Below are 23390 nucleotides of genomic sequence, written 5' to 3' on the forward strand. Positions count from 1 at the left end.
TTACGCTGCCAGATCCGCAACCACCGCATCCAGCACGGGGAAGCCACTGCTTGTCACGCGCAGCCGGCCCGTGGCGTCCACCGTGATTGCGCCTTCCTCGCGCAATAGAGCGATGCGCTTTGGGTCGAGCGGGCGGCCGGAGAGAGCCTTGTAGCGCTGAGGGTCGATTCCCTCGGCCAGCCGCAATCCCATCAGCAAAAATTCGTCGGCGCGCTCCTCGCTGTTGAGGAGCTCGTCGGTGACCACGCCGTCGCCGTTGGTCTCGACCCGCAGCAGCCAGGCTTCGGGGCGCTTTTCGGTGGCGGTGGCGTGCCTGATGCCATCGATGTCGAGGCGGCCATGCGCGCCGGGACCGATGCCGGCATATTCCTCGCCGCGCCAATAGACCAGATTGTGCCGGCACTCGGCACCGCGGCGCGCGTGATTTGAAATCTCGTAGGCGGGCAGGCCGAGCTTGTCGCAGGTCTCCTGCGTCACGTCGTAAAGCGCGCGCGCGACCGCTTCGTCCGGCGTCTTCAATTTGCCGGCCTGGTGCAGGCCGAAGAACGGCGTGCCTTCCTCGATCGTCAATTGGTAGAGCGACAGATGTTCGGCCGCTTCGTCGATCGCGAGACGCAGCTCGTCCGCCCACATCGCCGGCGTCTGGTCGGGGCGGGCGTAGATCAGGTCGAACGAATACCGGTCGAACGAACGGCGCGCGATGGCGACGGCATCGAGGGCCTCGCGCGCACTGTGCATGCGGCCGAGCGCCTTCAAGGAGGCATCGTCGAGCGCCTGGACGCCGAGCGAGACGCGGTTAACGCCGGCGGTACGATAACCGGCGAAGCGTGTGGCTTCGACGCTGGTCGGGTTTGCCTCCAGCGTCACTTCGACGTCGCCTGCGACATGCCAGTGCTTGCCGATCGCATCGAGCACCGCGCCGACGGTTGCGGGCTGCATCAGCGATGGCGTGCCCCCGCCGAGGAAGATCGAGGTCACTTCACGGCCGGGTGCGCGCTCAGCCGTGGTTGCGATCTCGCGGGCGAAGGCGGATGCAAAGCGCGCCTCGTCGATCGCGACGTGGCGGACATGGCTGTTGAAGTCGCAATAGGGGCATTTCGACAGGCAGAACGGCCAGTGCACGTAGACGCCGAAGGCTTCCTTAGCGCGGCTCAAGGCAGATCTCCGCCAGTTTCACGAAGGCGCGGGCGCGATGCGACAGGCCGAGGCCGAGCGGCGGCAGGCCGTGCTTCTCGATGCTCTCCATCTCGCCGAAGGTGCGGCTGTGGCCATCGGGCAGAAACATCGGATCGTAGCCGAAGCCGGCGGTGCCGCGCGGCGGCCAGACCAGCGTGCCGTCGACGCGCGCCTCGACCTCTTCGCGATGATCGTCGGGCCAGGCGACGCAGAGCGCGGAGACGAAATGGGCCTTGCGCTTGTCGGGCGTGGTCGCGCCGCGCTCCTGGAGCAGGCGCTCGATCTGCGCCATCGCCGCTGCGAAGTCTTTGTTTGGCCCGGCCCAGCGCGCCGAGAAAATGCCGGGCGCGCCGTCGAGCGCATCGACCACGATGCCGGAATCGTCGGCGAAAGCGGCAAGCTTGGTCGCCTGCGCCGCCGCGACCGCCTTGATCGCGGCGTTGCTGCGGAAATCGTTACCGGTCTCTTCGGGCTCGGCCAAGCCGAGCTCACCAGCCGACACCGCCTCGATGCCGTACGGCGCAAGCAGCTCCCGCATCTCGGCGAGCTTGCCGGGATTGTGGGTGGCGATAACGAGCTTGTCCGTGATTCGGCGGTGCATGGCCTATTGACTACGCCACAGCCAGTTTCTGCAAGTCCACCAGACGCGCGACGCCCTTGCGGGCCAGCGCCATCAGCGCCAGGAACTCGGTTTCGCTGAACGGCTCGCGTTCCGCGGTGCCCTGCACCTCGATGATGCGCCCATCGCCGGTCATGACGAAATTGGCATCGGTTTGGGCTTCCGAATCCTCGGCATAGTCGAGATCGAGCACCGGCGTGCCATTATAGATGCCGCAGGAGATCGCGGCGACGTTGTCGCGCAGCACATTGGACTTGATCATGTTGCGCGCCTTCATCCAGTTGATGCAATCGGCAAGTGCGACCCAAGCGCCGGTGATCGCGGCTGTGCGGGTGCCACCGTCGGCCTGGAGCACGTCGCAATCGACCGTGATCTGCCGCTCGCCGAGCGCTTCGAGATCGACGATGGTACGTAGGCTGCGGCCGATCAGGCGCTGGATCTCGACGGTACGGCCGCTCTGCTTGCCGGCGGAGGCCTCGCGGCGGGTGCGTTCCGAGGTCGCGCGCGGCAGCATGCCGTATTCGGCGGTGACCCAGCCGCGCCCCTGGCCCTTCAGCCACGGCGGCAGGCGGTCTTCCAGCGTGGCGGTGACCAGCACATGAGTGTCGCCGAATTTCACCAGGCACGAGCCTTCCGCATATTTGACCACGCCGCGCTCCAGCGTCACGGGGCGCAATTCGTCGGGCGCACGGCGGCTTGGCCGCATGGGAAGTCCTCCAAAAACTCACGGGAAAGGCTGTTCGCGGTGCTTGTAGGTGGGGTGAGGGTGGGCGGCAAGGTTTTTTCACCCCTGATTTCGGGCCCGCAAACGCCACGCTTGTCAGAAGCGTCCGGGATGGACAAATTACGAGTATCTGAGAGGAGTTACCGTCCGTGGCCCATCACGATCCGATCCATCTGATCGCGCCGCGCGCAGGCCTTGCCCAGCTCAACGAGCGTTCCCGCGACATCTTTCGTCAAATTGTCGAAAGCTATCTCGCGACCGGTGAGCCGGTGGGCTCGCGCAATATCTCGCGCCTGATCGCGATGCCGCTGTCGCCGGCCTCGGTCCGCAACGTCATGGCCGACCTGGAACAGCTCGGCCTGATCTATGCGCCCCATACCTCCGCCGGCCGGCTGCCGACGGAACTCGGCCTGCGCTTCTTCGTAGACGCCCTGATGCAGGTCGGCGACCTCACCGAGGCCGAGCGGCAATCCATCCAGAGTCAGCTTTCGTCGGTCGGCCAGGCACAATCGGTCGAAGCAGCGCTGGACCAGGCCTTGATGCGGCTGTCGGGCCTGACCCGTGCCGCCGCGGTCGTGCTGACGCCAAAATCCAACGCACGGCTCAAGCACATCGAGTTCGTCCGTCTGGAACCAGAGAAAGCGCTGGTGATCCTGGTCGGCGAGGATGGCCAGGTCGAAAACCGCGTGCTGACGCTGCCGCCCGGAGTTCCCTCCTCGGCGCTGACCGAAGCCGGCAATTTCCTCAATGCACGGATTCGCGGCCGCACGCTGGCCGAGGCGCGGCTCGAGCTTGAGACCGCGCTCGGCGAGGCCCGGGCCGAGCTCGATCAGCTGACGCAAAAGGTGATCGCGGCCGGCATCGCGAGCTGGTCCGGGGGCGAGAACGAGGACCGCCAGCTCATCGTCCGCGGCCACGCCAATCTGCTGGAAGATCTGCACGCGCTGGAGGACCTCGAGCGGGTGCGCCTGTTGTTCGATGATCTCGAGACCAAGCGCGGCGTGATCGACCTGCTCGGCCGGGCCGAAACCGCGGAAGGCGTGCGAATTTTCATCGGGAGTGAGAACAAGCTGTTCTCGCTGTCAGGCTCCTCCACCATCATCTCGCCCTATCGGGATGCCGCCGGCCATATCGTCGGCGTTCTCGGCGTGATCGGCCCGACGCGGCTGAATTATGCCCGTGTGATCCCGACGGTGGACTACGCCGCCCGCATCGTCAGTCGGCTTTTGGGGGGCTGATCGGCGTTCCTCCGATCACGGGCGCTTGATTTTCGCAAGCTTAGGCACGATATCCGGGCCAACAATCCCTGGAAACGAGTTCGAGATTAGAGCCGATGACCGATCAAGACCGGCAACCCGAAGACACGACCGCGCCGACCGGCGAGCCGGTGGTGTCGAAGCCTTACATCATGCCCGACGATCCCGAGCCGGGCTCGGTCGAGACGTTGCAGAAGGAAGCCGCCGAGGCGCGCGACCGCATGCTGCGGACGCTGGCCGAGATGGAGAATTTGCGCAAGCGCACCAGCAAGGAGGTCGCCGACGCCCGTCTCTACGGCATTACGGGCTTTGCCCGCGACGTGCTGGACATCGCCGACAACCTCCAGCGGGCGCTCGATGCCGTACCGGCCGAGGCGCGGGCCGCAGCCGATCCCGGCCTGATCTCGCTGATCGAAGGCGTCGAACTCACCGAGCGCTCGCTGCTCAACGCGCTGGAAAAGCACGGCGTGAAGAAGTTCGATCCGCAGGGCCAGAAGTTCGATCCTAATTTCCAGCAGGCGATGTTCGAAGTCCCCGATGCGTCGGTGCCGTCGGGCACCGTGGTGCAGGTCGTGCAGGCCGGCTACACCATCGGCGAGCGCGTGCTGCGTCCCGCCCTGGTCGGCGTCGCCAAAGGCGGCGCGAAGGCCGCACCCGCGGCCAACACCAACGAGCCGAACAGCGCGGCAAACTGAGTTTTAGCCTCGTTCCGGGTTCGGCTCTTCGCATCGCCCCGGAATGACTGCGCGAAGTGCTTACGCGGTCACCGCGATATCCGCAGACTGAATCCGCTTCACGCCGGCCTTGGCCATATCGGCCCAGGCCTTTGCCAGCGAGCCCTGCGTGTCGATGCCGCGGCAGGCGTCCTCCACCACATAGACCTCGAAGCCCGCCTTGCGCGCATCGAGCGCGGTCCAGGCGACGCAGAAATCTGTGGCGAGACCGGCGACGAAGACGCGCTTGATCCTGCGGCCCTTGAGATAGCCGGCGAGGCCCGTCGAGGTCTTGCCGTCGGCTTCGACAAAGGCCGAGTAGCTGTCGACGTCCTTGTGAAAACCCTTGCGGATGATCAGTTCGGCGTGCGGGATCGCAAGATCCTTTGACAGCGCGGCGCCGTCGGTGCCCTGCACGCAATGGTCCGGCCACAACACCTGCTTGCCGTAGGGAAGATCGACGGTCTCGAACGGCTTCTTGCCGGCATGCACCGAAGCGAATGAGATGTGCCCGGGCGTATGCCAGTCCTGCGTCATCACCACGTTCGCAAACGCTTTTGCGATCTTGTTGATGACGGGCACCACCTGCTCGCCTTCCTTCACCGCGAGGCTGCCGCCGGGCAGGAAGCAATTCTGCACGTCGATCACGAGCAGCGCGGAGGCTTCGTCAGGCTTGATTGACGCGGCCGCAAACAGCGCGGTTGGTGCGAGGCCCGCGAGCGCCGTGGTCGCAAGCGCCGCCAACATGTGTCGCCGATCCAGCATCGTTCGTCTCCCCTCCAGGAATGAACCCAATGGAGGCCAAGCCTAGTTCCGCTTGTGTGCGAACAGAAGCCCGAAAATGCAGCCGGTCTTATCGAGTGGTTGGGCTTGGGTCGGCGGATCCTCACCGCTCCCGCGTACCGGAGCTACCCCTTCGGCTGGATGCCGTCGCGCACGGCGCGGAAGCGGGTGAACGCGCTTGGCCATTGGTCGCGCGGGGCGCTGGCGATGATGCGCAGCGAGGTGCCGCCGCTTGAGAAGCGGATCCACTGCACCACCGTCACCGGAACCTTGTCCTTGCCGCTGACGCCGTCGATCCGGGTCTCGAAACCCTGCTGGCCGTTGATGCGGATCGGCTCAGACATGGTGACGCGCGACTCGCGCACGCCGGGGATCTGGAGCGCCGCTTCCTGGGCGAAGCGGGCGCGGTCGTCGGCCTGCTGCGGAGTGGCGCCAATCAGGCCGAGGATCATGAACGGCTTCGACTCATAGCCCGTGCTCTCGTCGCCGTCGGCCAGGATGATGCTCGAGCCCGGCGCCAGCGTACGGATGTCCTTGAAGTCGGCGAGATCGGTGATCTTGAACGGCATCAGCGCGATCTGCTCTTCGGCCGAGACCTGCTTGCGGGTGACGGCGGTCGCAAACATCTGGCGCACCGCTTCATCGCTGTAGATCTTGGTCGCATTCTCCGGGATCTGCACCGCGACATAGCCGGAGAAGCCGGCGCCCGGCACGATCATCGAATAGCGCCTCACCGGGGTATCGCCGGCCTTGCCGCTTTCGGTGGTGAAATAGGCAAGGCCCGCGGGGGTTTCGATCTTGTCCTGCTTGACGCCGTTCGCACCGGCCGGATTGGAATTGAAGGCGCTCACGACCTCGCCATAGGCCGCCGGCGGCAGCTCGGTGATCAGCACCTTGACGTTGCCGTCCTCGCTCTCGAAGCCCGGAAAGGACTTGGCCGTGCTCAGCCCGATCAGCGGCACCATGCCGAGGCGCAAGCCGGGCGGGTAAACGGCGTCGGCGGCAAGGGCCGGAAGCGCGGAGGCAATGAGGACGGCGAGCGCGGCGAGGGGGCGGGTCAGCTTCATGGGCACTCTGATTGGTTCACATTGAGGCCGTTCGATGGTCGGCCACCGGGCCGCTTTGTCGCGCGGAGCGGCTGTGCTGCGGCTGCCCGGCCGGTCCGCCTTTTAGCGGGTTTGGCCCTGTCGTAACAGGGTGGGGCAGATTGCGCGGGCGGGGCTTGCTGAGGCCCGAACCTGTTAATATTTCCTCACCCGCAAGGGCGGTTGAGCCCGGATATGATCTTCCAAAACCCAATGTTTTCACGGCCGAAACTTGCGTTCGGTCCTTGCGGGCCCCTGCCCCCCTCCTATATGAGCCTCAATCATCGCAATATCGCGGATGTTTGATCTTAGGGGGTTTGGATCGGGTGCCTTCTGGGCCCAACCAACCTGCCGCAAAAAGAAGGATATCAGGACCATGGGAAAGGTCATTGGGATCGACCTCGGCACCACGAACTCGTGCGTCGCCGTGATGGATGGCAAGAACGCCAAAGTCATCGAGAATTCCGAAGGCATGCGCACGACGCCTTCGATCGTCGCCGTCACGGATGACGGCGAGCGCCTCGTCGGGCAGCCGGCCAAGCGCCAGGCCGTCACCAATCCCGAGCGCACCTTCTTCGCAGTGAAGCGCCTCATTGGCCGCCGCTACGACGACCCGATGGTCGAGAAGGACAAGAAGCTCGTTCCGTACAAGATCGTGAAGGCTTCCAACGGCGACGCCTGGGTCGAGGCCGACGGCCAGACCTACTCGCCCTCGCAGGTTTCGGCGTTCATCTTGCAGAAGATGAAGGAGACCGCGGAAGCCCATCTCGGCCAGAAGGTCGATCAGGCCGTCATCACCGTTCCCGCCTACTTCAACGACGCCCAGCGCCAGGCGACCAAGGACGCCGGCAAGATCGCGGGCCTTGAAGTGCTGCGCATCATCAACGAGCCGACTGCGGCCGCGCTCGCTTATGGCCTCGACAAGACCAAGGCCGGCACCATCGCGGTGTACGACCTCGGCGGCGGCACCTTCGATATCTCCATTCTCGAAATCGGCGACGGCGTGTTCGAGGTGAAGTCAACCAACGGCGACACCTTCCTCGGCGGCGAAGATTTCGACATGCGCCTCGTGGGTTATTTGGCCGACGAGTTCCAGAAGGAGCAGGGCATCAATCTGCGCAACGACAAGCTCGCTTTGCAGCGCCTGAAGGAAGCCGCTGAAAAGGCCAAGATCGAGCTGTCCTCGACGACGCAGACCGAGATCAACTTGCCCTTCATCACCGCGGACCAGACCGGGCCGAAGCATTTGACGATGAAGCTCACCCGCGCCAAGTTCGAGGCGTTGGTTGACGACCTCGTGCAGAAGACCATCGAGCCCTGCCGCAAAGCGCTGAAGGACGCCGGCATCACCGCCGGTGAGATCGGCGAAGTCGTGCTGGTCGGCGGCATGACCCGCATGCCGAAGGTCCAGGAGGTCGTGAAGCAGCTGTTCGGCAAGGAGCCGCACAAGGGCGTCAATCCGGACGAGGTCGTGGCGATCGGTGCTGCGATCCAGGCCGGCGTGCTCCAGGGCGACGTGAAGGACGTGCTGCTGCTCGACGTCACCCCGCTGTCGCTGGGCATCGAGACGCTGGGTGGCGTGTTCACCCGCATCATCGACCGCAACACCACGATCCCGACCAAGAAGAGCCAGGTGTTCTCGACCGCCGAGGACAACCAGAACGCGGTCACCATCCGCGTCTTCCAGGGCGAGCGTGAAATGGCGGCCGATAACAAGATGCTCGGCCAGTTCGACCTGATGGGCATTCCGCCGGCGCCGCGCGGCATGCCGCAGATCGAGGTGACCTTCGACATCGACGCCAACGGCATCGTCAACGTCTCGGCCAAGGACAAGGCCACCGGCAAGGAGCAGCAGATTCGCATCCAGGCCTCGGGCGGCCTGTCGGAAGCCGACATCGAGAAGATGGTCAAGGACGCCGAGGCCAATGCCGAGGCGGACAAGAAGCGCCGCGAGGCGGTGACCGCCAAGAACGAGGCGGATGGCCTCGTGCATTCGACCGAGAAGGCGCTGGCCGAGCACGGTTCGAAGGTCGCCGAGAGCGAGCGCCGCGCCATCGAGGATGCCGTCAGCGATCTCAAGGAAGCGCTGAAGGGCGACGATGCCGAGGCGATCAAGGCCAAGACCCAAACGCTGGCCCAGGTGTCGATGAAGCTCGGCGAGGCCATGTACAAACAGCAGGCCGAGGCCGACGCCAAGAAGGATGCGGCCAAGGACGACGTCGTCGATGCGGAATTCACCGAGGTCGACGACGACAAGAACAACAAGAAGTCCGCCTGAACCCCGAGAGGGTAACGATGCGGACGGCTTGGACCCCACACGCGCTACCGACCTCCCCCCTCGCGGGGGAGGCCGCCGTGTCGGGACGGGCGGGCAAGGCGCCCGTTACGATCGATCAATTTCCAGCCGTTATGCTGAACGCCGCTGTGCCGTCTTCCGCCGCAACGCGGAGGGACGCTCATGTCGTCGCGCAGCGGCGTCGTTTCGCTCCGACTTGATACGCGATTGGATAGACCGAGCTCATCATGTCCACGTCCACCAAGCGCTGCTACTACGAGACCCTCGAGGTCGATCGCGACGCCGACGAATCCAAGCTGAAATCGTCGTTTCGCAAGCTGGCGATGAAATTCCATCCCGACCGCAATCCGGGGGATCAAACCAGCGAGGTCAAGTTCAAGGAAATCAACGAGGCCTACGAGATCCTCAAGGACAAGGACAAGCGCGCCGCGTACGATCGCTACGGCCATGCAGCGTTCGAGCAGGGCGGCGGTTTCGGCGGCGGCGGTGCCGGTTTCGGCGCGGGCTTCGCGTCCTCCTTCTCTGACATTTTCGAAGACCTGTTCGGCATGGCCGGACAGCGCGGCCGCGGCGGCCGCGAGCGTGGCGCCGACCTGCGCTACAACATGGAGATCACACTCGAGGAAGCCTTTAGCGGCAAGACCGCGCAGATCGAAATTCCGGTTTCGGTCACCTGCGAGGCCTGCTCGGGGATCGGCGCCAAGGCCGGGACCAAGCCGAAGACCTGCTCGACCTGCGGCGGCGCCGGCCGCGTGCGGCAGTCGCAGGGATTCTTCACGCTCGAGCGCACCTGTCCCGGCTGCCAGGGACGCGGCCAGATGATCGAGGAAGCCTGCCCGTCCTGCTCGGGACAGGGCCGGGTCACCCGCGAGCGCACGCTGTCAGTCAACATTCCGCAAGGCGTCGAGGACGGCACGAGGATCAGGCTCGCCGGCGAGGGCGAGGCCGGGGTCCGCGGCGGCCCGCCCGGCGACCTCTACATCTTCCTGTCGCTGGCCCAGCACCAGTTCTTCCAGCGCGACGGCGCCGATCTGCATTGCCGCGTGCCGATCTCGATGGTGACGGCCGCCCTTGGCGGCGAGTTCGAGGTGCCGACGATCGAGAAGAGCAAGGCCAAAGTGAAGGTGCCCGCCGGAACTCAATCGGGCCGCCGATTCCGCATCGCATCGAAGGGCATGCCGGTGCTGCGCTCGCGCCAGATGGGCGACATGTACGTCCAGGTCGTGGTCGAGACCCCGCAGAACCTCACCAGGAAGCAGCAGGAATTGCTGGCCGAGTTCGAAAAGCTGTCCTCCGGCAATACGCAGCCGGAATCAGAGGGCTTCTTCGCCAAGGTCAAGGATTTCTTCGGTAATCGGGCGAGTTGACGCGTCTTGACCGTGCCGCCTTCGGCCTATACGTCTTTATGACCATTTTCTGACACGCCGCGTCCTGCGGTCCCGTCCGGTCCTGACATGCCATTGCCATCGTCCGCGCGTGCGTTGAAGAAGCCTCGTCTCGATGATGAGGTACGCTTTCTCAGATCGTGGATCGAAAAGCCGCTGCACATGGGCGCGGTAATGCCGTCGGGCAAGCTGCTGGCCCGGACCATGGCCCATTACGTTGATATCGACTCCGACGCTCCGGTGGTCGAGCTCGGGCCCGGCACGGGTGCCATCACCTCAGCTCTGATCGAGCGCGGCATCGACCAGAAGCGTCTTGTCCTGGTCGAATACAATCCTGGCTTCTGTGCGCTGCTGCGCGACCGCTACCCGCAGGCCAAGGTGGTGCAGGGCGATGCCTATCGCTTGCGCGATACGCTCTGGAACATCTTGAGCGAGCCGGCCTCCGCGGTCGTCTCCGGCCTGCCGCTCGTCACAAAACCGATGCTGACGCGGCTGCGGCTCATCCGCGACTCCTTCGCGGCGCTGGCGCCCGGTGCGCCCTTCATTCAGTTCACCTATGCGGTGGTGCCGCCGATCCCGAAATCACTGCCCGGCGTGTCCACAGAGGCCTCGGAACGGATCTGGATGAACCTTCCGCCGGCCCGCGTCTGGGTGTATCGCAAGGATTAATTCCGCCGGCTCCTCGTTTTGCGCGGCGGGCTCGTTTCGCCGAACGCATTGGATTGGATGTCAGCTCCCAAGATCCTGATCATTCCCGGCTCGCTGCGCACCGGCTCGCATAACGCGAAGCTGGCGGCGGTCGCAGCGTATGAATTCGCCCAAGCCGGCGTCGAAATCACCCGCATCTCGCTCGCCGATTTTCCGCTGCCGATCTATGACGGCGACCTCCAGGCCAAATCCGGCGTGCCCAAGCACGCAATCAATCTCAAGCGCATGATCGGCGCGCATCACGGCGTGCTGATCGTCACGCCCGAATATAATGCTTCGGTGCCGCCGCTGCTGAAGAACGCGATCGACTGGGTCAGCCGCGTACACGATCTGCACGAGGCGCGCGGCGACGTGTTCCGCAATCGCGTCTTCGCGCTCGCCGGCGCCTCACAGAACCGGCTGGGCGCGGCCCGTGCGCTGCAGGCGTTGCGGCTGATCCTGACCTCCTGCCATGCCAATGTGATTGCCAACCAGCTCACGCTTGCCTTTGCCGACCAGGCCTATGACGATATGGACAGGCTGAAGAACGAGGGCGATATCGCCGCGTTGCAGGCCTTGGTGCGGCAGTTGATCGACATTTCCCAACGCATGATGTGAGGTGACATGACGCCCGCCGAGATCGCCCCGAAGGACCGCTTGATCGTTGCGCTCGATGTGCCGAGCGTCGATGTCGCGGAAGCGATGGTCAACAGGCTCGGCGACAGCGTCAATTTCTACAAGATCGGCTACCGGCTCGCCTATGCCGGCGGCTTGCCGCTGGTCGGCCGGCTCGCCGACAAGGGCAAGAAGGTCTTTCTCGATCTCAAGCTGCACGACATCGGGAACACCGTGACGCAAGGGGTCGAGAGCATCACCAAGCTCGGCGCAACCTTCCTCACCGTGCATGCCTATCCACAGACCATGAAGGGCGCCGTCGAAGGCCGCGCCAGTTCGAACCTGAAGATCCTCGCCGTCACCGTGCTGACGTCCTACAATGACGACGATCTGCACGCGGCCGGCTACCGGCTCGGCGTCTCCGAACTGGTCGAAGCGCGCGCGCAGCAGGCGCAGGTGCTCGGCGTCGATGGTCTCGTCTGCTCGCCGGAAGAGGTGGGTGCCTTGCGCAAGATTGTTGGCCATCAGATGAGCCTCGTCACGCCCGGCATCCGCCCGGCTGGTTCGGCAAGCGGCGATCAGAAGCGCATCATGGCGCCCGGCCGCGCCATCGTTGCCGGCGCCGATTACCTCGTCGTCGGGCGGCCGGTGGTGGAAGCCACCGAGCCCAAGGCAATCGCGGAAGCCATTCAAGCCGAGATCGCGCAGGCGCTCGGCTAATCAACAAGAGGGAGAACAACAATGGCAAAAGGCTACTGGATCGGACGCGTCGATGTGAGCAATGACGAGGGCTACAAGCCCTATGTCGTCGCCAACGGTCCGATCTTCAAGAAATGGGGTGGCCGCTTCGTCGTTCGCGGCGGCAAGTTCACCACCGTCGAAGGTGCCAGCCGCAACCGCAACGTCGTGATCGAATTCCCGGACTACGAGACCGCGCTCGCCTGCTACAACTCGCCGGAATACCAGGCCAACATCAAGGTGCGCCAGCCGCACTCCATCGCCGATCTCATCATCATCGAGGGCTATGACGGCCCGCAGCCGTCGGACGGCTGAAGCACGCAGTCATTCCGGGATGGTCCGAAGGACCAGACCTCAGGTGCGCAATTGCGCACCGGGAAATCTCAAGATCCCGGGTTCGATGCTGCGCATCGCCCCGGAATGACGATGGTGCTCATGCCTCTCGGTTGCCGGAACTGTCTGCCCCCGCTACAACGGCAGCGAAGAGGATCACACCATGTCCGACATGCGCTTGATTGTTGCTGGGGCCGGCGGCCGGATGGGGCGCGCGCTGACGCGGGCGATTGCCGAGAGCAAAGGCGCGGTGCTGGCCGGCGCGCTGGAGGCGCCGGGCTCGGAGTTGCTCGGCAAGGATGCCGGCGTGCTCGCAGGCCTGCCGGCCAACGGCATCAAGCTCTCCGCCGACCTTTGGGCGATGTCCAAGGATGCCGACGGAATCCTCGATTTTACCGTGCCGGCCGCGACCATCGCCAATGTCGCGATCGCCGCCGAGCGCGGCCTCGTCCACGTCATCGGCACGACCGGGCTGTCGGGCTCCGATAACGCCGTGATCAAGAGCGTGACCAACCGCGCTGTCGTGGTGCAATCCGGCAATATGAGTCTCGGCGTCAACCTGCTCGCGGCCGTGGTCAAGCGCGTCGCCAAAGCGCTCGACCAGAGTTTTGACATCGAGATCGTCGAGACCCATCATCGCATGAAGATCGACGCGCCCTCGGGTACGGCACTGATGCTGGGCCAGGCGGCCGCGAGTGGCCGCGGCATCCCGCTCGATGAGCACGCCGCGCGCGGCCGTGACGGCCTCACCGGCGCGCGCCGCCCGGGCGACATCGGGTTTGCCTCCCTGCGGGGCGGCACCGCGGCCGGCGATCACAGTGTCAGCTTCCTCGGCCCGTTCGAGCGCCTGACGCTGTCGCATCACGCCGAGGACCGCATGCTGTTCGCCCATGGCGCGCTCAAGGCGGCGCTGTGGGCGCATGGCAAGAAGCCGGGGCATTACTCCATGGCCGACGTGCTTGGCCTGTCTGACATCTGAACGAAACGGAAAGCAGTGAATGAGCGAACGTCTTCTCGTGCTCGTACGGCACGGCCAGAGCGAATGGAATCTGAAGAACCTGTTCACGGGCTGGAAGGACCCTGATCTCACCGAGCTCGGCGTGACCGAAGCGAAGGAAGCTGGCCGTAAGCTGAAGGCGCAGGGCCTGGTGTTCGACGTCGCCTACACCTCGGTGCTGACGCGCGCGCAGCACACGCTCGACCTCATCCTCGGTGAGCTCGGGCAGGAAGGCCTGCCGACCTCGAAGAATCTCGCGTTGAACGAACGCGACTATGGCGATCTCTCCGGCCTCAACAAGGATGATGCCCGCAAGAAATGGGGCGAGGATCAGGTGCTGATCTGGCGCCGCTCCTACGACGTGCCGCCGCCCGGCGGCGAAAGCCTGAAGGACACCCTCGCGCGCGCGCTGCCGTACTATGTGCAGGAGATTCTGCCCAGCGTGCTCAATGGCAAGCGCACGCTGGTCGCCGCCCACGGCAACTCGCTGCGCGCGCTGATCATGGTGCTTGAAAAGCTTTCACCCGAAGGCATTTTGAAGCGCGAGCTCGCGACCGGCGTGCCGATCATCTATCGCCTCAATGCGGATTCAACCGTGGCCTCGAAACTGGATCTGGCGGGGTAGGCCGCGATCGCGCGAGGTGCGGTGAGACCGCGCCCTCACATTCGGTGTCGTCCCGACCTTTCGCGATTGCCGACCAAGGCGGGGATGACAATAGCTACTGCATCCCCAGCCGCCCCGCCTCCCAGCCCAGCATCGCCTGCTTACGGGTGATGCCCCAGTGATAGCCGGTGAGCGTGCCGCTCTTGCCGAGGGCGCGGTGGCAGGGCACCACGAACGAGACCGGGTTCTTGCCGACCGCGGCCCCGACGGCGCGTGAGGCCTTCGGGCTGTTGATGTTGCAGGCGATGTCGGAATAGGACACCGCGCGTCCCATCGGAATCTTCAGCAGCGTCTCCCACACCCGCACCTCGAAATCAGTGCCGATCAGGACCACGCGTAACGGCTGATCCGGCCGCCACAGCTTCGTGTCGAAGATGCGCTGCGCCAACGGCGCGGTGCCTTCGTGATCTTCCACATAAGTCGCTTTCGGCCAGCGTCGCGTCATGTCGGCGAGCGCGATCTTCTCCTCGCCATGGTCGGCGAAGGCCAGCCCCGACAAGCCGCGGTCGGTCGCGATCACGATCGCGGTGCCGAATGGCGAGGGATGGAAGCCGTAGCGCAGCGTCAATCCCGCGCCGCCGTTCTTCCATTCGCCCGGCGACATCGCTTCGTGGGTGACGAAGAGATCGTGCAGGCGGCCGGGGCCTGACAGGCCGGAGTCGAGCGCCGCATCGAGGACGCTCGCCGAATCCCGCAGGAGCCCCTTGGCATGGTCGAGGGTGAGCGCCTGCATGAAAGCCTTCGGCGTGATCGAGGCCCAGCGGCGGAACAGGTGGTGCAGCTCGTCGGGCGTGACGCCGGCCGCATCTGCCATCGCCTCGATGGTCGGCTGCGTCCGCCAGTTTTCGGAGATGAACGCGATCGCCCGGCGCACGGAATCATAGTCGCGCAGCGCGGCGTTCTGGGGGCCCGGCTTGGCCAGGCGGTGGTCATGTATGGCGAGTGTCATCATGACCGAAATGTAGGAGAGGGAAGGGTGCGAAACCACCCGATTTCCGATCTGGAATCAGCTGACCGGATTGTAGGTCGGGCCGCGTTTGGCGGCGTTCAGCGCCTCTACCAAGCCTTTGTAAAAACTTGCCTTTTCGTCCGGCCCGAGAAAGCGGGCGATCTGGATCTGGTGGCCGCGCGAGATCAGGTAGAGATGCTCGATGCCAAAGTCCTCGTCGATTTCCATGTCGAGCCGGACCCAGAGCGGATTGAACGTCCATTCGGCGACCTGGCCGCGATCGCTGACGCGACGCACGCGCAATTCGGAAGGGGTGACCATGATCTCCTCGCTGGCCCGCGCGGCGCGGAAATTGACCTTGAAGGCCCACCAGATCACGAGGACGTCGAGCCCGAAGAAGCCGAACACCGGCCAGGCGCCCATCATCAGAAAGGCGAGCCCAGTGACGAAGCTGACCACGCTCAGGAACAGCATCACGGCGAGGAAGCCGGTGCGATTCAGCGAGCGATGTGGCGTCAGCAGCGCGGAGAAGATCTGCACTTCGCGCGGATCTTCAGAAGGCTTGCGCTCAATTTCGTTGCCTGTGCTCATCGTCGCTCAGTATATCCCAATCATGGCGAAAATCACCCGCAAGCCGGTCCCACGCAAAACTCCCGCGCCGAAGAAAAGGCCGAAGCCGGCCGTTGCGAAGCCGAGGGCCCCCGCGAAGAAATCACTCAAAGCTACAAAACCCTGGACGCCCGCCGAAATTCACGAGGCCTTCAGCCGTTTCCGCAAAGCCAATCCGGAGCCGAAGGGCGAGCTCGAGCACGTCAATCCGTTCACGCTGCTGGTCGCCGTGGTGCTGTCGGCGCAGGCCACTGACGCCGGCGTAAACAAGGCGACGCGCGCGTTGTTCGAGGTGGCCGACACCCCGCAGAAGATGCTCGATCTCGGCGAGGAGCGCCTACGCGAGTACATCAAGACGATCGGCCTCTATCGCACCAAGGCGAAAAACGTCATTGCGCTATCGGCAAAGGTGCTCAGCGAATTCGGTGGCGAGGTGCCGCGGACCCGCGCGGGGATCGAGTCGCTGCCCGGCGCCGGACGCAAGACCGCGAATGTCGTGCTCAACATGGCCTTTGGCGAGCACACCATGGCGGTCGACACGCATGTCTTCCGCGTCGGCAACCGCACCGGGCTTGCGCCCGGCAAGACGCCGCTCGAGGTCGAGCTCGGCCTCGAAAAGGCGATCCCGGCCGAGTTCATGCTGCACGCCCATCATTGGCTGATCCTGCACGGCCGCTACACCTGTCTCGCGCGCAAGCCGCGCTGCGAGGTTTGCCTGATCAACGATCTCTGCCGCTGGCCGGAGAAGACGGTCTGAGTGCCGCGCCGGGCGCGTCACCGCATCTGCCGCGCCGGCTCGATCAGTTCGGGCCGCGGACCGGATAGCCGCTTGTGCATGTGGACCATAAAGGCCATGCCGAAGATCGGCGTCGCCAAGTTCACGATCGGAATCGAGACGAAGGCGGCGATGAAGAGGCCGGCGGTGAAGATGGTCGCGGCGTTGTCGCGCCGCATCGCCTTGGCTTGCTCCGGCGGGCGGAAGCGCATGGCCGCGAGCTCGAAATATTCTCGGCCGAGCAGCCAGGCGGCAGCGAGGAAGAAGATCAGGAAGCCGGCGCCGGCGAAGAGTACCAGCGGCAACGCGATCAGATAAACCACAATGGTCAGCAGCGCGGTCTTGATGCCCTCGAGGATTGCCTGGCCGAATGGCAGCGCAACGCCCGGCCGCTCGGCGGGATAATGCTCACGCTCGACGATGTCGGCGACGTCGTCGACGAACAGGCTCGCCACCAGCGAGGTGATCGCGGGCATCAGGAAGACGCCGCCGAACACGACGCCGAGGCCCGCTGCAATCGAAACGATCCAGGAAAGGACTTCAAGCGAGGAATGCCAGCCGGGCCCGAGCAGGCCCTCTAGCCAGACCTCGCCAGAGGTCGCAAACCAGCTGAGAAGCCGTTGCAGGCCGATCGCCAGCACGGTGATCAGCACCAGCGCAAGCCCGATCGATCGCCATAGGATCGAGCGCATCGGCGGCGAGATCATTTGCGACAACGCCTTCACGGCGGCATCCAGCATGGGGACCCTCTGAATAAACAACACGCGAGAGGTAGACACCCAATGTGGCTTCGGCAAGGGCGGCTTCATTCTTACCTTCTCCCCTTGTGGGAGGGTGGCGCGAAGCGCCGGATGAGGGGTTGTATCCTCGCATTCAAATGAGAGTTGGATGTGCGGAGACATACCCCTCACCCGTCTCACCGCTCCGCGGTGAGCCACCGCAAGGGGAGAGGGGTCGGCACCGCGTGTGCGGCTAGTTGCTACTCATGGCGATGGCCATGCCCGTGCTTGCGCGCCTTCACCTGCTTGGCTTCGCCGGTCGGGATCATCACGACGCGCCCGTAGCGCACGCCGCGTTCGGCGATGATGTGATCCGCAAAATGCTTGACCTCGGAGGCGGCGCCGCGCAGCGCCGTCATCTCCATGCAATTGTCGTCGTCGAGATGGACGTGCAGGGTCGCCAGCGCGAGGTCGTGATGGCCGTGGAATTCCTGCACCAGGCGTTTCGAGAGATCTCGGGCGGCGTGGTCGTAGACGTAGACGAGGCCCGCGACGCAGGAGCCGGTCTGCGTGGCGTCTTCGCTGCTCTGCTGCAGGCCGGCGCGGGCGAGATCGCGGATGATCTCGCTGCGGTTCTGGTAGCCGCGCGCTTCCGCCGCCGCGTCGATCTCCGCCAGCAGATCGTCCTCGATCGTGATCGTAATTCGCTGCATCAGGTATCTCTCCCCGCGTGCCAGCTTGGCCTGTTCGGGCTATGTATATATTGCCTGGCCGCGCAAGCGATTCACAGCCTGGTCGCACGCAGCCGCAGCGCATTTCCGACCACGCTCACCGAGGACAGCGCCATCGCCGCCGCAGCGATGATCGGCGAGAGCAGCAGGCCGAACGCCGGATAGAGGATGCCGGCTGCGATCGGGATGCCGGCGGCGTTGTAGACGAAGGCGAAGAACAGGTTCTGGCGGATGTTGCTCATCGTCGCCTGCGACAGTCTTCGCGCCCGCACGATGCCGACGAGATCGCCCTTGAGCAGCGTCACCCCGGCGCTCTCCATCGCCACATCGGTGCCAGTGCCCATGGCGATGCCGACCTCGGCGGCCGCCAGCGCCGGCGCGTCATTGACGCCGTCGCCGGCCATCGCGACGCTGCGGCCGGCCTTTTGCAGCCTGGTGACCACCGCGCTCTTCTGTTCCGGCAGCACCTCAGCCTCGACCTCGGCGATGCCGAGCCGGCGCGCCACCGCTTGCGCCGTCGTGCGGTTGTCGCCGGTCAGCATGATGACCTTGATGCCTTCGGCCGCGAGTGCCTTCAGCGCCTCCGGGGTCGACGCCTTGACCGGATCGGCGATCGCGAACAGGCCGGCGAGCCGGCCGTCCACGGCCATGTTGATCACGGTCGCACCGTCGCCGCGCAGCCGCTCGGCTTCGGCGTCGAGCAGCTGGGTGTCGATGCCGATCGACGACAGATATCCGGCATTGCCGAGCACGATGCTTTTGCCCTTGACCTTGCCGGTCGCGCCCTTGCCGGTCGGTGAGTCAAAATGCTCGACTTGACTAAGAGTGAGCTGCTTCTCGTTTGCCGCGCGCACGATCGCGTCGGCCAGGGGATGCTCGCTGGCACGCTCGACGCTGGCGGCGAGGCGAAGGACGTTATCCTCGGCAAAACCGGCAGCCGGCACGATCGCCACCACCTTGGGCTTGCCCTCGGTCAGCGTGCCGGTCTTGTCGACCACCAGCGTGTCGATCTTCTCCATCCGCTCCAGCGCCTCGGCGTTCTTGATCAGCACGCCTCCTTGTGCGCCGCGGCCGACACCGACCATGATCGACATCGGGGTCGCAAGCCCGAGCGCACAGGGGCAGGCGATGATCAGAACGCTGACGGCTGCGACGAGACCGAAGGCGAGACGCGGCTCCGGTCCAAACCAAGCCCAGGCAGCGAAGGCCGCCAGCGCGACAACGATCACGGCCGGCACGAACCAGCCGGCGACCTGGTCGGCCAAGCGCTGGATCGGCGCGCGCGAGCGCTGTGCGTCGGCGACCATCTGCACGATCTGCGACAGCAGCGTCTCTCGCCCCACCTTGTCGGCACGCATGATGAAGCTGCCGGACTGATTCAGCGTGCCGGCGATCACCTTGGCTCCGCTCTCCTTGGTGACCGGCATGGATTCGCCCGTGACGAGTGATTCGTCGAGCGAAGAGCGGCCTTCGAGAAGGATGCCGTCGACCGGCACCTTCTCGCCGGGGCGGACGCGCAGACGGTCGCCAGCATGCAGCGTATCGATCTCGACCTCGTGCTCGCTGCCATCGGGCTCGACGCGGCGTGCGGTCTTCGGCGCGAGCTGGAGCAGCGCCTTGATCGCGCCCGAGGTCGCGTCACGTGCGCGCAGCTCCAGCACCTGGCCGAGCAGCACCAGCACCGTGATCACGGCAGCCGCCTCGAAATAAACGGCGACCGCACCCTCATGGCCACGGAAGGTGTCAGGGAATATCTGCGGCGCGACGGTGCCGAGCACGCTGTAGACATAGGCCACTCCTGTGCCCATCGCGATCAGCGTGAACATGTTGAGGTTGCGCGTCCGCAGCGACTGCCAGCCGCGGACGAAGAATGGCCAGCCGGCCCACAGCACCACCGGCGTGGCGAAGAAGAGCTGGATCCAGTTCGACAATATCGGATCGATCCAACTGTGCGGGCCGGCGAGGTGGCCGCCCATCTCCAGCACCACGGCCGGCAGTGCCAGCGCCCCGCCGATCCAGAACCGCCGTGTCATGTCGGCGAGCTCGGGATTGGGACCGGCCTCCAGACTCGCGACTTCCGGCTCCAACGCCATGCCGCAGATCGGGCAGCTGCCGGGGCCGACTTGGCGGATCTCGGGGTGCATCGGGCAGGTGTAGATCGTGCCCGCGGGCATCTCAGGCTTGGGCGCCCCGTCCTTGGCGAGGTACTTGGCGGGGTCGGTAGCGAACTTTGTGCGGCAGCCGGCCGAGCAGAAATGGAACGTCTCGCCGTGATGTGTGAGGTGGTGCTGCGACGTCGTGGGGTCGACCGTCATGCCGCAGACGGGATCGAGGACCTTCGTCGCGCCACCGCCATGGTCATGCCCATGATGATGATCGGCGTGGCCGGCGTGATCGCCGCGGCCGCCGCAGCAGGAGGATGCCGGCTTTGCGGCCGGCGCGGCTTTGCTGGAACAGCCGCATCCGGCATGTGTTTCCTGCTTATGATGGTGCCTGTGGGGGTCGTTCATGGCGATGCTCCGCCCTTGCAATTGATACCCTACGGGGGTATATAAGCCCCATGCGTATGGACATCAAGGCATCAGTCGGAAAACGTCTCGGCCGGATCGAGGGCCAGGTTCGTGGCCTCGCGAAAATGGTGGAGGAAGATCGCTACTGCATCGACATCGTCACGCAAATCTCGGCGGTGCGCGCCGCGCTGCGCCGGGTCGAGGAGGAGATCCTGAAGGATCACGTCGCCCATTGCGTCGAGCACGCCATCGCCAGTGGCGACAAGGCCGATCAGCGCGAGAAGATCGCGGAGCTGATGGCGGTGATCGGACGGGCGGAACGGTAGGTCCGGCTCTCGTCATTGCAATGACGGTGGGTGGGAGCCGTGGTGTTTCCTTTAGCGTCGTCCTGGCAAAAGCCCATGGACTTTCGCCAGGGGACATCGGGTAGGCCAGTTTACGCCACCCTCTCCCTTGCCCGTCCCCGCCGCCGCGGGCGGTACATCGCCAATCTCTTCAGCAGCGGGAAATGCTCCGACATTCGTTCGGCCATCTCGGCAGGTTGCTTGCTCACTTCTTCAGCCGAAATTTCAGCCGGCGTCGCTTCGTCAGACGCCTCAGGAACGAGCGGCGGCGCACGGAGCGTTTCTGGAAACACACTGAATGTGCCCGCCACCTCCTCGAGCGGCTTTTGCTTGTCGGCCCAGTGCAAGGCTGTGTAGTCGAAGCCGTGCACGATGGTGGGTTTGACGACTTCGAAATAGGGCGAGATGTCGAAGTCGCGGGGCATGTAGAGCGAGGAATCGCGGATGTGCAGAATTTCGCGGCGAGCGGCGCGGCTGCCGGCCTTGGTGATCTTCGGCAGGATCGGGTAGCGCACGGCGTCGAATGCCTGCGCGATCAAGGCCGAGCAGATGATCTTGGTGGGATCGCCCGATCCCAGCGCGATCATGCGCCGCCGCCAGCGCTGCGGTATCGGCAACGGGAACAGGAAGCGCATGAGGTCGACGATGTTCTTGGTATCGTAGCCGAAGCCGATGCGGTTGATCGCATAGCGGCAGACGGTGGTACGGTCCTCATAGGACAGCCCGACCGGGCGGCAGACGCGGGTGTGATAGGGAAAATATTTCGACAAAGGCGCAGAGGTGACGCCCTCGCCGATATTGGCCTCGATCAGCACATGCGGCTCGCCGTCAGCCTCTTCCGCGCCCTCGATCGGACCGACATAGAGCGCAGCATGCGACCAGGTCGATTGCGTCAGATATTTGATGATACCAGAGATGCGGTTGTTGCCTTCGACCAGCAGCACGTCGCCAGGCTCGATGACGCCGCGCAGGTGCTCCGGGTCGCTCGGCGTGAACGGCTCGTAGCCCGGCACCTCCTTCGAGAGGTACGCGGCAATCAGCTTGCCGACCGAGTCCAGGACCGTCCCCATCTCAAACTCCCCCCAGGGCCTTTTCCGGCCGTCTTTTTCCCTTCTCTATCATGGTCCAAACGTGTTGCAATTCGGTTCATCACTCTGTGAGATCAAGCACGATTGATTCACCATGATGGTTGCTGCGCAACATCAGATACGGCAAGGTTCGCGGGCTGTTCCCATACGTCGCAAGTCCCCGGAAACCATGACAATGACTATCACGCGCCGCGGCTTCCTTTCGGCGTCGGCGGGCCTTGCCGCGATGCCTGTGCTGCGCGCGACCGCCGCGACCCCGCAGCGGGAGGCCGATGTCGTCGTGATCGGCGCGGGGGCTGCGGGGATTGCCGCAGCGCGGCGCATCATGGCCGCCAACCGCAGGGTTGTGGTGGTGGAAGCGGCGGCCCAGATCGGCGGCCGTTGCATCACGGATAGCACGATTTTCGGCACGCCGTTCGACCGCGGCGCGCGCTGGATGCACAATCCCGACACCAATCCGATGATCCGGCTGGCGCGCAGCGCCGGGCTCGACGTGCTGCCGGCGCCATCGGGCCAGAAAATGCGCATCGGCCGCCGCAATGCGCGCGCCGGCGAGACCGAGGAGTTCCTGGCCGCGCTGGTCCGCACCAAGCGTGCCATCGACGACGCCGCGCGCGGCAAGCTGGACACCTCTTGCGCCTCCGTGCTGCCGAAGGATCTCGGCGACTGGGCCGGCGCGACCGAGTTCATGCTGGGCGCGGGCTTCGCGGGCAAGGATCTGAAGGAGCTTTCGGCGATCGACAAGGCCCGCGCGCAGGACCGCAATGGCGCGATCGCCTGCCGCCAGGGTCTGGGGACGCTGATCGCAAAACTCGGCGAGCAGGCGCCGGTGGTGCTGTCGACGCCGGTGAGCCGGATAGTCTGGAGCAATCGGGATGTCGGAGTGGAGACCCCAAGCGGCAAGATCGCGGCCCGCGCCGCCATCATCACCGTCTCGACCAACGTGCTGACGTCTGGCGCGATCAAGTTCGCGCCTGACATTCCGAAACGCACGCTGGACGCGGCATCGAAGCTCACCCTCGGCAGCTACGATCGCATCGTGCTGCAACTGCCGGGCAACCCGCTCGGACTGTCGCGCGACGACACCCTGATCGAACAGAGCAATTCGACGCGGACGGCGCTGATGTTCGCCAATATCGGCGGCTCCGCGCTGTGCTCGATCGACGTCGGCGGCTCGTTCGGCCGCGATCTCTCCGGACAGGGCGAGCAGGCGATGACGGCTTTCGCGAAGGAGTGGATCACCAAACTGTTCGGCAGCGAAGCTGCGGCCGCCGTGCAGAAGACCACCGCGACGCGCTGGAATGCCTCGCCTTATGTCATGGGCGCGATGTCGGCGGCTGCGCCCGGCGGTCACCTCTCGCGGAAGGTTTTGACGGAGCCGATCGGCAACATGTTCCTTGCCGGCGAAGCCACGCATGAGACGCTGTGGGGCACCGTCGACGGAGCCTGGGAAAGCGGCGAACGCGCCGCGGACGCCGCGCTGCGCAAGATCGGCGCGCTGAGAGACGAGCCGGCGGATGTCCCGACGCAGTCGACCAAGAAGCGACGCGTGCCGCGGCAGTGAGGCAATCAACCCCCAACACTCCGCTGTCGT

At 65.0% G+C, this 23390-nt stretch carries 24 protein-coding genes; 13 read left to right on the top strand and 11 right to left on the bottom strand.

Annotated elements, in window-relative coordinates; all coding sequences use genetic code 11:
* Genes hemW through rph form a run of 3 tightly spaced genes read right to left on the bottom strand, consistent with a single transcriptional unit; the run spans position 1 to position 2501 of the window.
* The gene (hemW, locus tag IVA87_RS03365; protein ID WP_247294964.1) at positions 1 to 1155 is read right to left on the bottom strand and encodes a radical SAM family heme chaperone HemW; all 1155 of its coding nucleotides are present in this window, start codon (positions 1153 to 1155) and stop codon (positions 1 to 3) included.
* Positions 1142 to 1777, bottom strand: a complete 636-nt coding sequence (gene rdgB / locus IVA87_RS03370; RefSeq protein ID WP_247294966.1) for an RdgB/HAM1 family non-canonical purine NTP pyrophosphatase — start codon at positions 1775 to 1777, stop codon at positions 1142 to 1144. Before rdgB ends, hemW begins: the two co-directional genes overlap by 14 nt.
* A 10-nt stretch (positions 1778 to 1787) precedes the next feature.
* Positions 1788 to 2501: a ribonuclease PH gene (gene rph, locus IVA87_RS03375; protein ID WP_247294968.1), complete on the bottom strand. Its 714-nt coding sequence runs from the start codon at positions 2499 to 2501 to the stop codon at positions 1788 to 1790.
* Between the two features lie 167 nt (positions 2502 to 2668).
* On the opposite strand from rph, the gene hrcA reads away from it, so the two are divergent.
* Positions 2669 to 3757 (top strand): heat-inducible transcriptional repressor HrcA, encoded by a 1089-nt coding sequence (hrcA, locus tag IVA87_RS03380; RefSeq protein WP_247294970.1) that lies wholly within the window; start codon positions 2669 to 2671, stop codon positions 3755 to 3757.
* 95 nt (positions 3758 to 3852) lie between these two features.
* Positions 3853 to 4470, top strand: coding sequence for a nucleotide exchange factor GrpE (gene grpE, locus IVA87_RS03385; RefSeq protein WP_247276574.1), 618 nt, complete (start codon positions 3853 to 3855; stop codon positions 4468 to 4470).
* A 60-nt stretch (positions 4471 to 4530) separates the two neighbouring features.
* Here the strand turns inward: grpE and pncA are convergent, their stop codons facing one another.
* Positions 4531 to 5253 carry a bifunctional nicotinamidase/pyrazinamidase gene (gene pncA / locus IVA87_RS03390; RefSeq protein ID WP_247294973.1) on the bottom strand — a complete coding sequence of 241 codons (723 nt, stop codon included), beginning with the start codon at positions 5251 to 5253 and terminating at the stop codon, positions 4531 to 4533.
* 143 nt (positions 5254 to 5396) lie between these two features.
* Complete coding sequence (locus tag IVA87_RS03395) at positions 5397 to 6338, bottom strand: hypothetical protein (protein WP_247332713.1); 942 nt, start codon at positions 6336 to 6338, stop codon at positions 5397 to 5399.
* A gap of 394 nt (positions 6339 to 6732) precedes the next feature.
* Between IVA87_RS03395 and dnaK the strand changes: the two genes are divergently transcribed.
* The 8 genes from dnaK (at position 6733) to IVA87_RS03435 (ending at position 14032) form a co-directional block, all read left to right on the top strand.
* Positions 6733 to 8634, top strand: a complete 1902-nt coding sequence (dnaK, locus tag IVA87_RS03400) for a molecular chaperone DnaK (RefSeq protein ID WP_247276571.1) — start codon at positions 6733 to 6735, stop codon at positions 8632 to 8634.
* A 245-nt stretch (positions 8635 to 8879) separates the two neighbouring features.
* The gene (dnaJ, locus tag IVA87_RS03405; protein WP_247294978.1) at positions 8880 to 10019 is read left to right on the top strand and encodes a molecular chaperone DnaJ; all 1140 of its coding nucleotides are present in this window, start codon (positions 8880 to 8882) and stop codon (positions 10017 to 10019) included.
* A gap of 87 nt (positions 10020 to 10106) precedes the next feature.
* On the top strand, positions 10107 to 10706 hold the full coding sequence (locus IVA87_RS03410; RefSeq protein WP_247294981.1) for an rRNA adenine N-6-methyltransferase family protein: 600 nt from the start codon (positions 10107 to 10109) through the stop codon (positions 10704 to 10706).
* A gap of 57 nt (positions 10707 to 10763) precedes the next feature.
* Positions 10764 to 11342: an NAD(P)H-dependent oxidoreductase gene (locus tag IVA87_RS03415; RefSeq protein ID WP_247294984.1), complete on the top strand. Its 579-nt coding sequence runs from the start codon at positions 10764 to 10766 to the stop codon at positions 11340 to 11342.
* A gap of 6 nt (positions 11343 to 11348) precedes the next feature.
* Positions 11349 to 12059 (top strand): orotidine-5'-phosphate decarboxylase, encoded by a 711-nt coding sequence (gene pyrF, locus IVA87_RS03420; RefSeq protein ID WP_247294988.1) that lies wholly within the window; start codon positions 11349 to 11351, stop codon positions 12057 to 12059.
* A 21-nt stretch (positions 12060 to 12080) separates the two neighbouring features.
* Positions 12081 to 12392 (top strand): DUF1330 domain-containing protein, encoded by a 312-nt coding sequence (locus tag IVA87_RS03425; RefSeq protein ID WP_247332716.1) that lies wholly within the window; start codon positions 12081 to 12083, stop codon positions 12390 to 12392.
* A gap of 181 nt (positions 12393 to 12573) precedes the next feature.
* Positions 12574 to 13389, top strand: coding sequence for a 4-hydroxy-tetrahydrodipicolinate reductase (dapB, locus tag IVA87_RS03430; RefSeq protein ID WP_247294994.1), 816 nt, complete (start codon positions 12574 to 12576; stop codon positions 13387 to 13389).
* A 19-nt stretch (positions 13390 to 13408) separates the two neighbouring features.
* The gene (locus IVA87_RS03435; RefSeq protein ID WP_247276564.1) at positions 13409 to 14032 is read left to right on the top strand and encodes a 2,3-bisphosphoglycerate-dependent phosphoglycerate mutase; all 624 of its coding nucleotides are present in this window, start codon (positions 13409 to 13411) and stop codon (positions 14030 to 14032) included.
* Between the two features lie 94 nt (positions 14033 to 14126).
* On the opposite strand, the gene IVA87_RS03440 is transcribed toward IVA87_RS03435, so the two are convergent.
* Positions 14127 to 15023, bottom strand: coding sequence for a bifunctional helix-turn-helix domain-containing protein/methylated-DNA--[protein]-cysteine S-methyltransferase (locus tag IVA87_RS03440; protein WP_247332717.1), 897 nt, complete (start codon positions 15021 to 15023; stop codon positions 14127 to 14129).
* 54 nt (positions 15024 to 15077) lie between these two features.
* Positions 15078 to 15611 (bottom strand): DUF2244 domain-containing protein, encoded by a 534-nt coding sequence (locus IVA87_RS03445; protein WP_247295000.1) that lies wholly within the window; start codon positions 15609 to 15611, stop codon positions 15078 to 15080.
* A 22-nt stretch (positions 15612 to 15633) separates the two neighbouring features.
* Between IVA87_RS03445 and nth the strand changes: the two genes are divergently transcribed.
* The gene (nth, locus tag IVA87_RS03450) at positions 15634 to 16386 is read left to right on the top strand and encodes an endonuclease III (RefSeq protein ID WP_247332718.1); all 753 of its coding nucleotides are present in this window, start codon (positions 15634 to 15636) and stop codon (positions 16384 to 16386) included.
* Positions 16387 to 16403: 17 nt separating this feature from the next.
* Here nth and IVA87_RS03455 read toward each other — a convergent pair whose 3' ends face one another.
* The 3 genes from IVA87_RS03455 to IVA87_RS03465 all read right to left on the bottom strand — a co-directional run bounded on the left by IVA87_RS03455 (position 16404) and on the right by IVA87_RS03465 (position 20364).
* On the bottom strand, positions 16404 to 17144 hold the full coding sequence (locus tag IVA87_RS03455) for a sulfate transporter family protein (RefSeq protein WP_247332719.1): 741 nt from the start codon (positions 17142 to 17144) through the stop codon (positions 16404 to 16406).
* A gap of 239 nt (positions 17145 to 17383) precedes the next feature.
* The gene (nikR, locus tag IVA87_RS03460) at positions 17384 to 17836 is read right to left on the bottom strand and encodes a nickel-responsive transcriptional regulator NikR (RefSeq protein WP_247295011.1); all 453 of its coding nucleotides are present in this window, start codon (positions 17834 to 17836) and stop codon (positions 17384 to 17386) included.
* 71 nt (positions 17837 to 17907) lie between these two features.
* Positions 17908 to 20364, bottom strand: coding sequence for a heavy metal translocating P-type ATPase (locus IVA87_RS03465; protein ID WP_247332720.1), 2457 nt, complete (start codon positions 20362 to 20364; stop codon positions 17908 to 17910).
* Between the two features lie 50 nt (positions 20365 to 20414).
* On the opposite strand from IVA87_RS03465, the gene IVA87_RS03470 reads away from it, so the two are divergent.
* Entirely contained in the window at positions 20415 to 20690 is a 276-nt protein-coding gene (locus IVA87_RS03470) for a metal-sensitive transcriptional regulator (RefSeq protein WP_247295016.1), read from the top strand.
* Between the two features lie 110 nt (positions 20691 to 20800).
* On the opposite strand, the gene IVA87_RS03475 is transcribed toward IVA87_RS03470, so the two are convergent.
* Complete coding sequence (locus IVA87_RS03475) at positions 20801 to 21778, bottom strand: YiiX/YebB-like N1pC/P60 family cysteine hydrolase (protein WP_247295018.1); 978 nt, start codon at positions 21776 to 21778, stop codon at positions 20801 to 20803.
* Between the two features lie 193 nt (positions 21779 to 21971).
* Between IVA87_RS03475 and IVA87_RS03480 the strand changes: the two genes are divergently transcribed.
* Positions 21972 to 23360: an NAD(P)/FAD-dependent oxidoreductase gene (locus tag IVA87_RS03480; RefSeq protein WP_247295020.1), complete on the top strand. Its 1389-nt coding sequence runs from the start codon at positions 21972 to 21974 to the stop codon at positions 23358 to 23360.
* Positions 23361 to 23390: the final 30 nt, after the last annotated feature.

Source organism: Bradyrhizobium sp. 147 (genome assembly GCF_023073935.1).
Lineage (GTDB): Bacteria > Pseudomonadota > Alphaproteobacteria > Rhizobiales > Xanthobacteraceae > Bradyrhizobium.

Bases quoted from the DNA above. Each gene is read 5' to 3' on its own strand.
- rdgB (WP_247294966.1), bottom strand. From the start codon at position 1,777: ATGCACCGCCGAATCACGGACAAGCTCGTTATCGCCACCCACAATCCC.
- rph (WP_247294968.1), bottom strand. From the start codon at position 2,501: ATGCGGCCAAGCCGCCGTGCGCCCGACGAATTGCGCCCCGTGACGCTG.
- grpE (WP_247276574.1), top strand. From the start codon at position 3,853: ATGACCGATCAAGACCGGCAACCCGAAGACACGACCGCGCCGACCGGC.
- pncA (WP_247294973.1), bottom strand. From the start codon at position 5,253: ATGCTGGATCGGCGACACATGTTGGCGGCGCTTGCGACCACGGCGCTC.
- IVA87_RS03395 (WP_247332713.1), bottom strand. From the start codon at position 6,338: ATGAAGCTGACCCGCCCCCTCGCCGCGCTCGCCGTCCTCATTGCCTCC.
- dnaK (WP_247276571.1), top strand. From the start codon at position 6,733: ATGGGAAAGGTCATTGGGATCGACCTCGGCACCACGAACTCGTGCGTC.
- dnaJ (WP_247294978.1), top strand. From the start codon at position 8,880: ATGTCCACGTCCACCAAGCGCTGCTACTACGAGACCCTCGAGGTCGAT.
- IVA87_RS03410 (WP_247294981.1), top strand. From the start codon at position 10,107: ATGCCATTGCCATCGTCCGCGCGTGCGTTGAAGAAGCCTCGTCTCGAT.
- IVA87_RS03415 (WP_247294984.1), top strand. From the start codon at position 10,764: ATGTCAGCTCCCAAGATCCTGATCATTCCCGGCTCGCTGCGCACCGGC.
- pyrF (WP_247294988.1), top strand. From the start codon at position 11,349: ATGACGCCCGCCGAGATCGCCCCGAAGGACCGCTTGATCGTTGCGCTC.
- IVA87_RS03425 (WP_247332716.1), top strand. From the start codon at position 12,081: ATGGCAAAAGGCTACTGGATCGGACGCGTCGATGTGAGCAATGACGAG.
- dapB (WP_247294994.1), top strand. From the start codon at position 12,574: ATGTCCGACATGCGCTTGATTGTTGCTGGGGCCGGCGGCCGGATGGGG.
- IVA87_RS03435 (WP_247276564.1), top strand. From the start codon at position 13,409: ATGAGCGAACGTCTTCTCGTGCTCGTACGGCACGGCCAGAGCGAATGG.
- IVA87_RS03440 (WP_247332717.1), bottom strand. From the start codon at position 15,023: ATGATGACACTCGCCATACATGACCACCGCCTGGCCAAGCCGGGCCCC.
- IVA87_RS03445 (WP_247295000.1), bottom strand. From the start codon at position 15,611: ATGAGCACAGGCAACGAAATTGAGCGCAAGCCTTCTGAAGATCCGCGC.
- nth (WP_247332718.1), top strand. From the start codon at position 15,634: ATGGCGAAAATCACCCGCAAGCCGGTCCCACGCAAAACTCCCGCGCCG.
- IVA87_RS03455 (WP_247332719.1), bottom strand. From the start codon at position 17,144: ATGCTGGATGCCGCCGTGAAGGCGTTGTCGCAAATGATCTCGCCGCCG.
- nikR (WP_247295011.1), bottom strand. From the start codon at position 17,836: ATGCAGCGAATTACGATCACGATCGAGGACGATCTGCTGGCGGAGATC.
- IVA87_RS03465 (WP_247332720.1), bottom strand. From the start codon at position 20,364: ATGAACGACCCCCACAGGCACCATCATAAGCAGGAAACACATGCCGGA.
- IVA87_RS03470 (WP_247295016.1), top strand. From the start codon at position 20,415: ATGCGTATGGACATCAAGGCATCAGTCGGAAAACGTCTCGGCCGGATC.
- IVA87_RS03475 (WP_247295018.1), bottom strand. From the start codon at position 21,778: ATGGGGACGGTCCTGGACTCGGTCGGCAAGCTGATTGCCGCGTACCTC.
- IVA87_RS03480 (WP_247295020.1), top strand. From the start codon at position 21,972: ATGACTATCACGCGCCGCGGCTTCCTTTCGGCGTCGGCGGGCCTTGCC.